Source organism: Geotalea sp. SG265, assembly GCF_022808985.1.
In the GTDB taxonomy this organism is placed as follows: domain Bacteria; phylum Desulfobacterota; class Desulfuromonadia; order Geobacterales; family Geobacteraceae; genus Geotalea.
Genome location: NZ_JAKZFT010000004.1, coordinates 101,281 through 115,786, shown reverse-complemented (window position 1 = coordinate 115,786; position 14,506 = coordinate 101,281). Strand labels below are relative to the sequence as shown.

Sequence of the window (14,506 nt, the reverse complement as noted above, 5' to 3'; positions counted from 1 at the left end):
AACGCAGCCTCTTTTTTCGTTTCAGGGCTCCGCTTCTGCATTTTTAGCAACCTTGCCTCCGTCTTCGTGCGCGCCTGGAAAAACGGAGCAGAGAAATTAATTTCCGGCAGCCTTTACAAGGGTAAAACCGCTTAGTACCTTATAAAGAAGGTGGTACGAAAAGGGGTGCTTTTGAAAATTCTCCTGACCAACGACGACGGGGTTCATGCCCCCGGTCTGAAAGCACTGGCAGAGGCAATGACTGCCCTCGGCGAGGTCTTCGTCGTTGCCCCGGACCGGGAGCAGAGTGCGGTGGGGCATGCACTCACCCTCCATCATCCACTCCGGGCAAACAGGATCGACGAAAATATCTTTGCCGTAGACGGCACCCCCACAGATTGCGTAAACCTGGGCATCCACAGCCTCCTTTCCTTCAAGCCTGATATCGTCGTCTCCGGCATCAACCGGGGGGCCAATCTTGGCGACGATATCACCTATTCCGGTACGGTCTCTGCGGCGATGGAGGCAACGTTGATGGGAATCCCCGCCATTGCCGTTTCCCTGGTGACGTCCGCCGAGGGGACCAATTACGATGCTGCAGCGCAATTTGCCGTGAAACTTGCCGCTGCGGCTCAGAAAAAGGGGCTGCCGGCCGATACATTCCTCAACGTCAACGTTCCAGACCTGCCCGGGGAGAGAATCCGCCCCCCCCTGGTAACGATCCAGGGGAAACGATCCTATGAGGGGACCATAATCGACAAGGTCGATCCCCGCGGACGCAATTACTACTGGATAGGCACCGTCGATCTCAATTTCAAGGACATCGAAGGGAGCGATTACCATGCTGTTTCCCGTGGGCACGTCTCCGTCACCCCCTTGCATCTCGATCTGACCAATTACAACTCCATCGCCCTTCTGAAAAAATGGGATATCTTCTGATGCCGGAGCAGTTGTTATCTGGACAGATGATTGCCTGTCTGCTATATTTTTCCGGCTGAAGGCATTAAGGTTTTATTATGAATTTTGAGATTACACGACGAAGAATGGTGGAGACGCAGATCATCGGCCGCGGCATCACGGATCGTCGCGTCATCGACGCCATGCTCAAGGTCCCACGCAACATCTTCGTTGAAGAGGCCATGGCTGCCCAGGCCTACAGTGATTCTTCCCTCCCCATCGGCGAAAAACAGACCATTTCCCAGCCCTACATGGTGGCCCTGATGTCCCAGATGCTGCAGTTGACGGGCCGGGAAAAGGTGCTGGAATTGGGAACCGGTTCGGGCTACCAGACCGCCATTTTGGCGGAGTTGTCAGACCGGGTGCATACGGTTGAGCGGATCCGTTCCCTGGCCCTGCGGGCGAGAAAGGCCCTGGACCGGCTGCATTACCTGAATGTGAATCTGAAGATCGGCGATGGCACCGATGGCTGGCCCGAAGAAGCACCTTTCGACGCCATCATTGTTACCGCCGGAGCTCCCGATGTGCCGGGCCACCTGGTGGACCAACTGGCTTTTGGGGGAAGACTGGTAATACCCGTTGGAAACCAGGTCGATCAGACCCTGGTGCGGGTTACGAAGGAACAAGACGGGACGACCACACGTGAAGAGTCCGTGTCTTGCCGTTTCGTCAAGCTGATCGGCAAGTACGGCTGGAGTGGGGAAGGGTAGTCTATGGAAAGTGATGCTATGCTCGAGAAGGCAAACGGAAGTATACTTCAATCGACACGCGAGGTTGCCATGGACAACGATGAAGCCATAGGAGATTTCCCGGCCGAGGGCCAGCACAAGGAACTGGACCTTTTCATGGAGCCGGAAGTTGAGCCCGATGCCGTAGAATTGGAGCAGGTGGAAGAAGTCGAACACGAGGAGGTCGAGGAGGAAGAGATCAAGGTGGCCGTCGTCGAGCATTTCGATGATGCCATCAAGCTCTATCTCCGGGAAATCCAGAAAACCAAGCTGCTGACGGCGGACGAGGAAAAAGAGCTGGCAGCGCGCATCGACAAGGGGGACAAGGCTGCCCGCGACAAGATGATCGAATCCAACCTGCGGCTGGTGGTAAAGATCGCCAAGCGCTACATCAACCGGGGCCTGCCGTTCCTGGACCTGATAGAGGAAGGGAACATGGGGTTGATCAAGGCGGTGGAACGTTTCAAGCTCTCCAAGGAGTGCCGCTTCTCCACCTATGCCACTTGGTGGATAAGGCAGTCCATCGAGCGGGCACTGGTGAACCAGTCCCGGACCATCAGGCTGCCGGTCCACGTTTCCGACGACATCAACAAGATGCTGCGCATCACCCGCGAGCTGTTGCAGAAGATCAATCGCGAACCCTCCATCAAGGAAGTTGCCACCGCCATGGAGGTAAATTCCGCCTACATCCGCCGGCTGATGGTCCTGCTGAAAAAGACCTACTCCATCGAGCGCCCCATGGGGGAAAACAACGATTATTTCCTCATCGATACCATCGAGGATACTTCCACCGTCTCGCCGGCCGAACTTTTGGAGGATGTGAACCGCTACGAAATGGTCTCCAAGTGGTTTGAGACCTTGTCCGACAACGAAAAGAAGATCCTCACCCTCCGATTCGGCCTGGATGACAAGGATCCCCAGACCCTGGACACTATCGGCCGCAGTTTCGGCGTTACCCGGGAAAGGATCCGCCAGATCGAGGCGAAGTCGCTGGAGAAGCTGCGCAAAATCATGGAGAGCAACGAAATGGCGGCGCGCTGCAGCGTCCCCAGCAAATAAAAAGGCTTGTTGAGAAAGGTTCAAGGAGAAGGCATGGAAGAGTTGAAGAGCATTATCAGAGACATCCCCGATTTCCCCAAGAAAGGAATCATCTTCAAGGACATCACGACGCTGCTTTCCGATGCGGCATCCTATCAGCGGATGATAGATCTTATCTCCCACCGCTACATCGGCAAGCGCATCGACAAGGTTGTGGGGGTCGAGGCGCGCGGCTTCATCATCGGCGCCGCCCTGGCCTACAAACTCGGTGCCGGCATCATCCTGGTGCGCAAGCCGGGCAAGCTCCCTTCGGAAACCTTCAAGAAGACCTATGACCTGGAGTACGGGACCGATACCCTGGAGATGCATACCGATGCCATCAAAAAGGGAGAACGGGTGCTGATCGCCGATGACCTCCTGGCAACGGGGGGGACCATGTCCGCCGTGGTGGATATGGTCGATTCCATGGGGGGGAACTGGTGGAATGCTGCTTCATGGCGGAGCTGGAGTTCCTTAACGGCAGAACCAGGCTGCCTGCCGAGAAAGTATTTTCACTGCTGAAGTTTTAAAACTTCCGGCTGTGACTGCCTCTGATTGTCCCCGTAACTCAGCAGGGTTTACGGGGACTTTTCTTTTTTGTGCCCGTACCGAGAGATCATTTCTTACGAAGCAACTGACCTGCATCACTGTCGATCAGCCACAGCAGGCGGCCATCAGGTCGGATCAAAGCGGCTGGAATGGAATATGGATCAGGGGAGCCCTCATGTATCTCCCTGATGATCCCTGCCTTGCCGGCTCCGGATACCAAAAAAAGAACCGTCCTGGCCCGGTTGATGACCGGGAGCGTCAGGGTCAGCCGGTGCAGCCCCTCCTCGGTAATGTATACTTCAGTCACCCAGCGCAGTTGTTCCTTCAAGACAGGGGTTTCCGGGAAAAGCGATGCCGTATGTCCATTTTCCCCGAGCCCCAGCAGGATCAGATCGAAACGGGGCAGCTCTTCTCCGAAGGTGGTGCGCAGAACTTTTTCGTATTTTTCTGCTGCCTCATGGGGCGATCGGTCACAGACCATGGGGTGGACCTGTTCCCGAGGCAAAGAAACATGGGCTAGCAACGCCTGATCCGCCATTCTTGCATTATTCCGTGGATCCATCTCGGAAACACACCGTTCATCTCCCCAGAAAACGTGCGTCTCTTGCCACGGCACCATCTTCCCGTACGGTGGGTGGGAAAGGATTTCATAGGTGCGGCGCGGCGTGCTTCCGCCGGCAAGGGCAACGGTGAATCTGCCGGAAGTTTTTACCGCCCGCCGGGCCTCTGCCGCAAAGACTTCCGCCGCGGTCTGACTCAGGTCTTCCAAATCTGAACAGATCTTCATCATGGAAAATCTCCATTGTTCTCCTCGATATGTATGCCGGGCTTCAGCCAGCTGTGCCCATCCCTGGCAATAAGGACATCGGCCGCTTCCGGACCCCACCCACCCGCCTCATAATTGGGGAAGTCTGCAGGGGGCACGGAATCCCATGCTTCCAGAATTGGCGTAATCACCGACCAGGCGCTCTCCACTTGATCGGCACGCATGAAGAGGGTGGCGTCGCCACGAATGATATCCAGGAGAAGCGTCTCGTAAGCTTCCGGTGCCAGGGCTCTGAAAGCTTCCCTGTATAGAAACTGCATGTCCACCGGACCAAGCAGCATGCGGGTTCCCGGTTGTTTGGCCTGTACTCGGGCGATGATTCCTTCCTCGGGCTGGATGCGGATCACCAATCGATTGGGCTGCCAGCTTTCCACGGCTGTTGAAGGAAACGGCTGATGGGGCGCGGGACGGAAAAGAATTACGACTTCGGAGATCTTTGTCTGCAGGCGTTTTCCTGTCCGAAGATAAAAAGGAACCCCCTGCCAGCGCCAGTTATCTATGAACAGTTTTAAAGCTACGAATGTTTCCGTTTGGGAATTGGCCGCCACATCCTGTTCTTCCCGGTAACCGCATACGCGCTTACCGCCGATTACTCCTGCACCATGCTGGCCGCGTACCGCAACTTTGTGGATCTCTTCAGGGAGAATAGGGCGTATGGCTCGCAACACATCGACCTTTTTGTTCCGTACTTCATCGGCGCCGAATGACACCGGCGGTTCCATGGCAATGAGACAGAGGACCTGGAGCAGGTGGTTTTGCACCATGTCCCGTAAAGCGCCGGCATGTTCATAATAGCTGCCACGATGACCTACGCCGACGGTTTCCGCCACGGTGATCTGAATGTGATCAATGTAGCGTCGGTTCCACAGGGGCTCGAAGAGCGCGTTGGCAAAGCGAAAGGCAAGAATGTTCTGTACCGTTTCTTTGCCCAGGTAATGGTCGATGCGGTAGATTTGTGACTCGGCGAACCTGGCGGTGAGGAGCCGGTCCAGTTCCCGGGCCGTTTTCAGATCACGACCGAAGGGCTTCTCAACGACGAGCCGTTCCCTGTCGCAGTCTCTGCAGAGTGCCAGCTGGTCCAGTTGGCGGGCAACAGCGCTTACTAACGCAGGGGGGATAGCCAGATAGAAAACATGACGGGAGGGTTTTTGCCACTCCTTCTCCAGATCAACCAGTCGCCCCTTGAGGTTTTCACCCGCCTCGGAACCGGTGAAATCTCCGTTTATCAAGGAGATGCGGGGGACAAAATCCTGCCATGCCTTATCATCGGATTTGCCGCGTCGGGAAAACTGATCTACTCCGTCCCTGAGCCGGCTTCGGAAATCATCCTCAGCGACATTCTTCCGATCGACTCCGATAACAGCGAACCGGTCAGGCAGATGCCCGTCCAGGAAAAGATTGTAAAGGGCAGGGATCAGCTTTCGCCAGGTGAGGTCCCCTCCTGCTCCGAAAATGACCATTACCAGCGGTTCGGATTGAATGTCCATAGGCACTCCGCGATACCTGCACCGGCGTAATGGTTAAAGGCTACTGATTCGAACCCCCCTCTTTTTCCCGGTGTCCGCCAAATCCATACCGCATGGCTGACAGGAGCCGGTCTGCGAAATCGGCTTCTCCGCGGGAGCTGAAGCGCTCGTACAGGGCGGCACTGAGGGCATGGGCCGGTACCCCCTCCTCGACGGAGGCAATGACTGTCCATCGCCCTTCTCCTGAATCTGAAACGCGACCGTGAAACGCCGACAAATCAGGGTCGTCCGCAAGGGCCGTTGCGCTGAGATCCAGCAGCCACGAAGCGATTACGCTTCCACGCCGCCAGAGCTCGGTGATATCGGCCAGATCGAACTCATACTGGTAATATTCGGGATGGCGAAGGGGAGCAGTCTCAGCGTCTGCTTTCCTGTCACGCCTGCCTGCATCCGCACCGTGAAGAATGTTCAACCCTTCGGCATAAGCGGCCATTATGCCGTATTCAATGCCGTTGTGTATCATTTTCACAAAATGCCCTGCCCCCGTCGGTCCGCAGTGGAGATACCCCTTTTCTGCAGTTCCATGCTTCTTCCCGCGCCCCGGCGTCTCCGGTGCCGCGTCGATGCCGGGCGCCAGTGCGTCGAATATGGCGTCAAGGCGCTCCACAGCATTTTTCTCTCCGCCGATCATTAAACAGTACCCTCTTTTTGCTCCCCATACACCGCCGCTTGTTCCCACATCCAGGTAGTGGATGCCGCGTTCCTGAAGAAGAAGAGCTCTGCGGATATCATCATGATAATAGGAGTTTCCGCCGTCGATAATGATGTCTTCCCCATCCAGCAGGGGGCCGACCTTCCCTATCATTGAATCCGTCATTGCAGCGGGCACCATCAGCCAGACAGCACGGGGTTTATGGAGCTGTGTGACGAAATCGGCGATCGACAACGCGCCTGAGGCTCCCTCACGCTCCAGTGCCTTGACGGCATCTCTGTTGACATCGAAGACGATGCATTGATGGCCCTTTTCAAGGAGACGGCGCACCATGCCCCCCCCCATGCGGCCAAGCCCTATCATGCCGATTTGCATTGGTGTCTCCTGGCGAAAAAGGCAGTGACCCTGAAACGTTACCGCAGCCTGTCCTTCAGCGTCTGCATCAGTTTGTCGAATGGTTTGACGAATTTTTCCACACCTTCGTTCTCCAGTTGCTGGGTTACTGCGTCGAGATGTACCCCTGTCTCCGGGAGACGGTTCAGAACTCTGTGTGCTTCCTGCAACCCTTCTTCCAGACGGAGTTCGGGATTTCCATGATCTCGGTAGGCGCGCAGTGTCTCCATCGGCAGAGTGTTGATGGTGTTCGCTCCGATCAACGGTTCCACGTATTTGATATCACTGTAGGCCGGATTTTTCGTACCCGTGCTTGCCCAGAGGACCCGCTGGGTTCCGGCACCTGCTGCGGCAAGACTCTGGAACCTTCTGCTGCCCACGATCTCCTTGTAGATGCCGAATGCAACTTTGGCGCTGGCAATGGCGACCTTCCCGACGAGCATGGAAGCCAGATCGCCTATCGGGCCTCCTTCCGCTATCTTTTTTCCCAACAGCGGGTCGACGAGCACATCGATGCGGCTCAGGAAAAAGCTTGCTACGGAAGTAATATGATCCAGGGGGAGCCTGTTTGCAACACGCTCCTCCAGCCCCGCCATATATGCTTCGGCCACGGCTCGATAACGGGGAAGGCCGAAAAGGAGGGTGACATTGATGTTGATGCCTTCACTGATCAGTGTGCGTATTGCCGTCAGCCCCTCCAGTGTTGCCGGTACCTTGATAAGCACATTCGGCCTGTCTGCCCTGGCCCAGAGACGCCGAGCTTCCAGTATCGTACCAGCCGAATCGTGGGCCAGCAGCGGTGATACCTCCAGGCTGACGAAACCGTCTTTTCCACCTGACAGATCGTAAACCGTGCGAAGGAGGTCCGCAGTCGTCCGGATATCCTCCAAGGCAAGCTCTTCGTATGCCTCAGCGGCGCTTTTCCCTTGGCGGGCCAGGGCAAGAACGGCGTCCTCATAGTCACTGCTTTCGGTGATCGCCTTTTCGAAGATGGATGGGTTTGACGTTACGCCTCCAAGCCCGTCATCACCAATAAGCTGCTTGAGTTCACCTGAGGTGAGCATGCTGCGGCGGATGAAATCAAGCCAGATACTCTGACCCAGGCTTCTCAACTTCAGTAGCGGATTTTCTTTCATGGCCTTTCCTCCCTTTCCAGGGCTGCCACCTTTGCCAGCCGTCGGCAATGGCGCTCTTCGCCGCTGAAACGCGCGGCCAAAAAGGTTTTGACCAGTTCCCATGCCTGGGCATATCCGACGACCAGGCTACCAAGGCACAGTATGTTCATGTCGTCATCTTCCACTCCCTGATGGGCTGAATAATCATCATGGATCAGGGCGGCATGAACGCCCTCCACTTTATTGGCAACTATGGATGCTCCCACTCCGCTGCTGCAGATGGCGATCCCCCGTTCCACACCTCCTCCGGCGACCGCCTTCGCCAAAGGTATGACGAAATCGGGGTAATCGTCTGCCGGATCCAGAACCCGTGCGCCGAAATCGATCACTTCGTAACCGGTACATTTCAGCGCCGCAGCCATACGTTCTTTCATTGCGAAGCCGCCGTGATCAGCTGCAATTCCGATACGCATCAGTCCTCTCTTCGCCCCAGAAGCTTCAGGGCTCGTCGGCACACGTTATCCACCGTAAATCCCAATTCCCGGAGTACCACATCCCCCGGTGCCGAGGCGCCGAAACGCTCGATGCCGACAATGTCGCCTTCGGTCCCCACGTAGCGGCACCAGCCGAGTGGCGACCCCGCCTCGATCGCCAGTCGTTTCGTTACCTGCGGCGGCAAGACGGCGTTTCGATATTCCGGCGGCTGCTCATCGAACAGTTGCCAGCACGGCATTGAAACTACCCGAGTGCGGACATTCCTGCGTTCAAGCTCCTGCTGTGCCTGTGCAGCGAGATGGAGCTCGGAGCCGGTGGCAATCAATATGATGTCGGGCTGTGCGCCAGCTCCATCCCGGAGGATATATGCGCCTCGGCTGAGCCCCTGTGCAGGCGCACAAGTATCCCGATCGAGGGTCGGGATGTTCTGGCGCGAGAGTATGAGCGCCACCGGTTTCCCTTTGCTTGCAAGGGCGACCTGCCAGGCAATGGCTGTCTCATTTGCGTCGCCCGGACGGATAACGAGCAGGTTGGGGATAGCCCTTAGTGCGGCCAAGTGTTCCACCGGTTGATGGGTCGGGCCGTCTTCCCCGAGCCCGATGCTGTCGTGGGTGAATACGTAGATCAGGTGCAGGCCCGTGAGTGCCGCCAATCTCAGGGACGGACGAAGGTAATCGGAAAAAATGAGAAAAGTCGCACCGAAAGGAATGATGCCGCCGTGGGCTGCCATGCCGTTCAGTGCAGCACCCATGGCGTGCTCGCGAACGCCGAAGTGCAGGTTACGCCCTGCGTAGCCCCATTCCCCACCCGAATCGCCCTGCCGATCAGCCGGATGGTTTTGAGGGCTTTCAAAATCGCCGAGCCCCTTCAACACGGTATGGGTTGAGGGATTCAGATCCGCCGACCCGCCAATGAAAAGGGGGAGCCGCGGCGCCAGTGCATTCATGATCTTCCCAGAGGCGACCCTGCTTGCCATACCCTTTGCGTCCGCCGGGAATTCGGGAATATCGTCACTCCACCCGGCCGGGAGAGTCTCTTCCCGTGCCTGTCGCAATTCCTGAGCAAGTTCCGGATACTCTTTGCCGTAAGCGGAGAGCATCGCTTCCCAGGCAGCCTCCGCTTCGCCCCCTTTTTGTAGTGCTTGGCGGAAATGCTCCAGTGCTTCCTGGGGAATCAAAAACGGCGGCTCTGCCGGCCATCCCAGATTTTTTTTGGTGAGGCGCACTTCTTCATCTCCCAGGGGAGATCCATGCGCCTCGAACGTATCCTGCTTGTTGGGCGATCCAAAACCTATATGGGTGCGGACGATAATAAGGGAAGGGCGTGTGGTGGCTGCGCGAGCCTCATGGAGAGCATCCCATATGGCTGCAAGGTCGTTGCCGTCCGTTACAGTCTGCACATGCCAGCCGTAGGCCTCGAATCTTTCGGCCCGGTCTTCCGAAAATGAGAGGTCTGTCGAGGCGGCAAGGGTAATGCGATTATCGTCGTACAAATAGATCAGTTTGCCCAATTTAAGATTACCTGCAAGGGAAGCCGCCTCGGCGGCTACTCCCTCCATGAGGTCGCCATCACTGACAATTCCATAGGTGAAGTGATCGATGACGGGGAAATCGGGACGATTATAACGGGCGGACAGATATGCTTCGGCAATTGCCATCCCTACTCCGTTGCCGAATCCCTGCCCCAGCGGGCCGGTGGTTACTTCGACACCAGGTGTGCGCCCACGTTCAGGATGACCCGGCGTCTGGCTTTCCCATTGCCTGAAGCGCGCAATCTCCTCCAAAGGCAGGTCGTATCCGGTGAGGTGAAGAAGGCTGTAGAGAAGCATCGATCCATGACCAGCGGAGAGAACGAACCTGTCCCGGTTGAACCAGCCCGGATTTGCCGGATTGTATTTGAGAAATCGATCCCAGAGTAGATAGGCCATTGGAGCAGCGCCCATCGGCATGCCGGGGTGACCGCTTTTTGCCTTCTGTACCGCGTCCACCGAGAGGAAACGGATGGTATTGATACAGAGAGAGTCAATGGCAGAGGGGATAAATTTGCATGGCATGTCCGGCTTCATCATTCTCTCCTTCGTTATCCAAATAAAATTGCCGCTATTAAAAAGCGTAACTCACATTTTGATAGCTGCAATCCGGAGCCGTGCGGTTTCTGCCGTTTGTGCTTCTTTCGCCGATCGGATCTTGGCATCGGAACGTTCGGGGATAGACTTTTGACATGGCCAAGCGCGACCGAGACATACCTTTATTAACCCCTATAACCTTATACACTGTGGGACATTCCACTCGCACTTTCGACGAATTTGTCGATTTGATGAGGAGCTATGAGATTGGGCTGGTAGTCGATATCAGGACCATTCCGCGTTCCCGCCACAATCCCCAGTTCAATGGAGAAACCATCGGTAAAGATCTCCACAACCGCTGCATCGGCTACCGGCACCTGAAAGACCTTGGCGGGTTGCGGCATCCCAGAGCCGATTCGCCAAACAAGGGGTGGCATAACTCTTCATTCCGAGGCTTTGCCGATTATATGCAGACCCCGGAGTTTGCTGCGGCATTGAGTCGGCTATTGGAATTAGCCAGGGAAAAGCCGGCAGCTATAATGTGCGCGGAGGCTGTACCTTGGCGCTGCCATCGCTCACTGATCGGTGATGCCCTCATCATAAGAGGGGTCGAAGTCATCCATATCTATTCCGAGAGCAATGCGAAGCCTCATGTTATTTCGCCAATGGCCGAGGTCCATGGGACACGAATAACGTATCCGGCGCCGTTAACTGCAACAATGCAATAGTCCCGTATTGCCTGCGGAGCTTGAATTGTCTTGACTCTGGATATCAGATTTGTTAAAAAAGTTCCCTTGTCGAGTAAGCGTCGAAACGTTTCATTCAGCATGCCGCGTTAAAAGACAATAAAAAAAGCAACCGCTGAAAGTTTATGTCCCCGTAGCTCAGCAGGATAGAGCACTTCCCTCCTAAGGAAGGGGTCGGACGTTCGAATCGTCTCGGGGACGCCATCTTTGTAATAACTGTAATAGCAGCAGAACAGAGCCTCTCAGCTTTAGGTATACAACAAGGTATACAAGGAGCGAGAGGCTTTGTCGTATCCAATACACCTTGTAAAGGTTAACAGCTCATTAGCAGGCAGCCAGTCAGGGAGCCGCCATGGAAGGAATTATTGTCCCTGCAGGGGGTATGCAACTGTCAGATCTTCAGACGAGATTTATGTTGCTTCATTCCTGGTGCCGGCTGTTAAGGAATAAGATGACGGAATATAACATTTGCTTGGGGTAAACTATTTACAGACAAGGAGCTAATTATGTTCAAACGGATCGACCATGTGGAAATCATCCCTCGCGATTTCGAAAGGGCTATGGGCTTCTATACGGAGGTACTGGGATTCAAGGTCAGACAGCGGCTGAAGGTCGAAGCCCCTCCTCTCGAAGAGATCGCCTATCTTGAGCTTGGCGACACGGTCGTTGAGCTCATGCAGGTTAGAGACGCTTCGCCGGCAGTGGTAAATCCATGGCAGACCGGCTATCGGATGATGGCCCTGGAGGTGGAAGATATGGACCAGGCTGTGGCCTATCTTGCCGGCAAAGGGGTGGTGGTCACCTGGGGGCCGGTGACCATGGGGACAACGAAAAGGGCCGAGATACAGGATGCCGATGGGTTCCCCATCGAATTGAGACAGTGGTGAAAATACAAGAAAAAAATGGAGGTCCAATAATGATTCCTGAGAAAATGCTGCAAGTACTGAAACACGAGGGGGTTGTGGCCATCGCCACGCAGGGTGACGGCGGTCCCCATCTGGTCAACACTTGGAACAGCTACCTTCAGATAACCCAGGATGGGAAACTGTTGATCCCCGCAGGCTACATGAACACGACTGAAGCCAACCTGGCCAAGAACAGCAAATGTCTCATCACCGTGGGAAGCCGCGAGGTGGAAGGATACCACGGCCCTGGAACAGGCTTTCTCATTGAAGGGGCGGCCGTATTTGTAAAATCTGGACTGCAGTTCGATGCGATCAAGGGGAAGTTTCCCTGGGCCAGGGCGGCATTGGAAGTTACCATCAACTCTGTCACGCAGACGCTGTAACGTCTCTTCAGTGAATGGGGCACGGGCCTCAGCTATTGACAACCTCATTGGGCTGAGGTAAGTTCCAACAGCGTCAAGGGGTATAAATCGCTCATCCACAGCATCAGAGGGAGAAAAGAGATGATCATCAGCAGAATCTGTGCAGGATTTTCACTGGCTTTGGTTTGCACTTCGGCCGCTTTTGCCGCCACCGCAGCTGTGAAACCCGAGGTCGCCTTCAAACAGGCCTTTCCACAGGTGAAGGTGGATGGCTTCGAGGCTACGGACATCAGTGGCATATACCAGGTGGTGACTGGACAGAATGTGCTCTACTATGCGCCCGAGAAGGATTACGTCATACTTGGAGAGATTTTCACCAAGGAAGGGAAAAGTCTGACAGCAGAGAAGAAAGGTCAGTTGGCGGCCAAGCTGGTGCAGAGCCTGCCATTGGACAAGGCGGTGAAGATCGGCGAAGGTAAGAATGTCATTATCGAATTCACCGATCCTGACTGCCCCTTCTGCAGAAAAGCTGCTGAATACCTCATGAAGAAGACCGACGTCACCCGCTACGTCTTCTTCGCTCCCCTGGCCCATCCGGCAGCGATCACCAAGATCCAGTACATCCTCAATGCAGAGAACAAGGTTAAGGCCTACGACGCGATGATGCTGGGGCAGGAGATCCCTGCCAATGCCCCGCCGGTGAGCGACAAGGTCAAGGCGTTGGCCCAGGAACACCTGGATCTGGCCCGAAAAGTGGGGGTCCAGGGGACGCCGACCTTCTTCGTCAACGGTCAGCAGGTGGTCGGAGCCGACACCAATAAAATCGAGCAGCTGCTGAAGAAATGAACATTAAATCCGTATCGAGCCGAATTTGCCATCGTATCCCGGCTCGATACGGATATTTCCTTCCCGTACCTTGATGACGGCGTCGGCGATCTCCATGGATGAGGCGCCGGCAATTTCGTCATATCCCTTTTCCGATAAAATTGACAGCTCGTTTCCCAGTGTTTCCAACATCCCGAAATATATCCGTGCCACCCGTTTACTGCCTTCCCCGATCCCAAGCGTCTCTGCAACCAGCTCCTGCAAAGGAATTACCCGACAAAACGGCGGCGCTCCCGCCCGCCTGAACCCTTCCGGGCGGTCAGCCAGCTCTTCCACGCGGTGTAGCACCCCCACAGTCACTTTTTTCCCGCAGGCAGGGCAGCGAAAGCCGTGGGCGATGGTTTCCCGTGGAGTCAGGCTGATACCACAGCTGCGGTGCCCGTCGCTGTGGTATTTACCCTTTTCCGGCAGGTATTCCACCGTTCCGCAGAGGCCGCGACCGGTCTTGATCGCTGCCATGATGCTGCCGTAGCTCAGGCTCGTGTCGAAGATGGTCGCCTCCCGCCCCAGCTTTGCAGGGGAATGGGCGTCGGAATTGGAGATGAGGCGCACCCGGTCCAGGGAGGAGAGGCGCCAGTTCATGGCCGGGTCGGAAGAGAGCCCCGTTTCCACGGCGTAGATATGTGGGGTGAGCTCTTCGAAGCACTCCTCAAGGGAACTGAACGCGGAAAAGGCTCCGAGCACGGAGAAATGGGGGGTCCAGACATGGGCCGGCACCAACATCGCTTCCGGGGATATCTCCAGCACCATTTCCAGCAGGTGTTTGGCGTCCAGTTTGAGGATGGGGCGGCCATCGGAGGTGATGGAGCCGATCCCGGCCAGTTTTGCCGCTAGTTGCCGTGCCGCAACGAAATCGGGGGCAAAGATCAGGGCGTGGACCTTTCTCGTTTTGCCCCCTTTTTTATAGACACAGCTGATTTCGGCAGAGAGGAGGAACCTGACCGGGGCGCGGCAGGAGGAGGGGACATCGGTTCTCTGCAACCGGGTTTTCAGGGCGAGGAGCCCCCCTTCATCCTCATTGAGCTTTTCCCGCAGCTCCTCAATCCAAAGGGGGTGGGTGAAATCCCCGCTGCCGATGACGGTAATCCCCTTCAGCTGGCCCCAGCGCCAGAGGGTTTCCGGGTTGAGATCGCGGCTGCAGGCGATGGAATAGGGGGAATGGATATGGAGATCGGCATAAAAAGGCATCATTGCACCCTTTTCAGTTAATTAATTGCCATGACGGGGCCGCCCTTTATACTTATAC

General features: G+C 55.9%; 14 protein-coding genes, 1 tRNA gene and 1 pseudogene. 9 read left to right on the top strand and 7 right to left on the bottom strand.

Annotated elements, in window-relative coordinates:
• Positions 1-171: 171 nt before the first annotated feature.
• The 4 genes and pseudogenes from surE (at position 172) to ML541_RS06360 (ending at position 3,271) form a co-directional block, all read left to right on the top strand.
• Complete coding sequence (surE, locus tag ML541_RS06375) at positions 172-918, top strand: 5'/3'-nucleotidase SurE (protein ID WP_243371760.1); 747 nt, start codon at positions 172-174, stop codon at positions 916-918.
• A 77-nt stretch (positions 919-995) separates the two neighbouring features.
• A complete protein-coding gene (locus ML541_RS06370) occupies positions 996-1,646 on the top strand; it encodes a protein-L-isoaspartate(D-aspartate) O-methyltransferase (RefSeq protein WP_243371759.1) in 651 nt (216 codons plus the stop codon).
• Between the two features lie 69 nt (positions 1,647-1,715).
• Positions 1,716-2,723 (top strand): sigma-70 family RNA polymerase sigma factor, encoded by a 1,008-nt coding sequence (locus tag ML541_RS06365; protein ID WP_243371758.1) that lies wholly within the window; start codon positions 1,716-1,718, stop codon positions 2,721-2,723.
• Positions 2,724-2,756: 33 nt separating this feature from the next.
• A pseudogene (locus ML541_RS06360) lies at positions 2,757-3,271 on the top strand (adenine phosphoribosyltransferase).
• Between the two features lie 86 nt (positions 3,272-3,357).
• Here the strand turns inward: ML541_RS06360 and pgl are convergent.
• The 6 genes from pgl to tkt are packed head-to-tail and all read right to left on the bottom strand — an operon-like array spanning position 3,358 to position 10,362.
• Positions 3,358-4,080 carry a 6-phosphogluconolactonase gene (gene pgl / locus ML541_RS06355; protein WP_243371757.1) on the bottom strand — a complete coding sequence of 241 codons (723 nt, stop codon included), beginning with the start codon at positions 4,078-4,080 and terminating at the stop codon, positions 3,358-3,360.
• Entirely contained in the window at positions 4,077-5,603 is a 1,527-nt protein-coding gene (gene zwf / locus ML541_RS06350; protein ID WP_243371756.1) for a glucose-6-phosphate dehydrogenase, read from the bottom strand. The genes pgl and zwf overlap by 4 nt, the downstream gene beginning before the upstream one ends.
• 40 nt (positions 5,604-5,643) lie before the next feature.
• A complete protein-coding gene (gnd, locus tag ML541_RS06345; RefSeq protein WP_243371755.1) occupies positions 5,644-6,669 on the bottom strand; it encodes a phosphogluconate dehydrogenase (NAD(+)-dependent, decarboxylating) in 1,026 nt (341 codons plus the stop codon).
• A gap of 38 nt (positions 6,670-6,707) precedes the next feature.
• The gene (gene tal / locus ML541_RS06340; RefSeq protein WP_243371754.1) at positions 6,708-7,823 is read right to left on the bottom strand and encodes a transaldolase; all 1,116 of its coding nucleotides are present in this window, start codon (positions 7,821-7,823) and stop codon (positions 6,708-6,710) included.
• Positions 7,820-8,275: an RpiB/LacA/LacB family sugar-phosphate isomerase gene (locus tag ML541_RS06335; protein WP_243371753.1), complete on the bottom strand. Its 456-nt coding sequence runs from the start codon at positions 8,273-8,275 to the stop codon at positions 7,820-7,822. Before ML541_RS06335 ends, tal begins: the two co-directional genes overlap by 4 nt.
• Complete coding sequence (gene tkt, locus ML541_RS06330; protein ID WP_279342380.1) at positions 8,275-10,362, bottom strand: transketolase; 2,088 nt, start codon at positions 10,360-10,362, stop codon at positions 8,275-8,277. Before tkt ends, ML541_RS06335 begins: the two co-directional genes overlap by 1 nt.
• A gap of 155 nt (positions 10,363-10,517) precedes the next feature.
• Between tkt and ML541_RS06325 the strand changes: the two genes are divergently transcribed.
• The 5 genes from ML541_RS06325 (at position 10,518) to ML541_RS06305 (ending at position 13,221) form a co-directional block, all read left to right on the top strand.
• Positions 10,518-11,090, top strand: a complete 573-nt coding sequence (locus tag ML541_RS06325) for a DUF488 domain-containing protein (protein WP_279342379.1) — start codon at positions 10,518-10,520, stop codon at positions 11,088-11,090.
• A 145-nt stretch (positions 11,091-11,235) separates the two neighbouring features.
• Positions 11,236-11,312, top strand: a tRNA-Arg gene (locus ML541_RS06320).
• 302 nt (positions 11,313-11,614) lie between these two features.
• On the top strand, positions 11,615-11,995 hold the full coding sequence (locus ML541_RS06315; RefSeq protein ID WP_243371751.1) for a VOC family protein: 381 nt from the start codon (positions 11,615-11,617) through the stop codon (positions 11,993-11,995).
• Between the two features lie 29 nt (positions 11,996-12,024).
• Positions 12,025-12,396 (top strand): pyridoxamine 5'-phosphate oxidase family protein, encoded by a 372-nt coding sequence (locus ML541_RS06310; protein WP_243371749.1) that lies wholly within the window; start codon positions 12,025-12,027, stop codon positions 12,394-12,396.
• Between the two features lie 120 nt (positions 12,397-12,516).
• Positions 12,517-13,221 (top strand): DsbC family protein, encoded by a 705-nt coding sequence (locus tag ML541_RS06305; protein WP_243371748.1) that lies wholly within the window; start codon positions 12,517-12,519, stop codon positions 13,219-13,221.
• Between the two features lie 3 nt (positions 13,222-13,224).
• On the opposite strand, the gene ML541_RS06300 is transcribed toward ML541_RS06305, so the two are convergent.
• Positions 13,225-14,451: an endonuclease Q family protein gene (locus tag ML541_RS06300; protein WP_243371747.1), complete on the bottom strand. Its 1,227-nt coding sequence runs from the start codon at positions 14,449-14,451 to the stop codon at positions 13,225-13,227.
• Positions 14,452-14,506 lie beyond the last annotated feature (55 nt).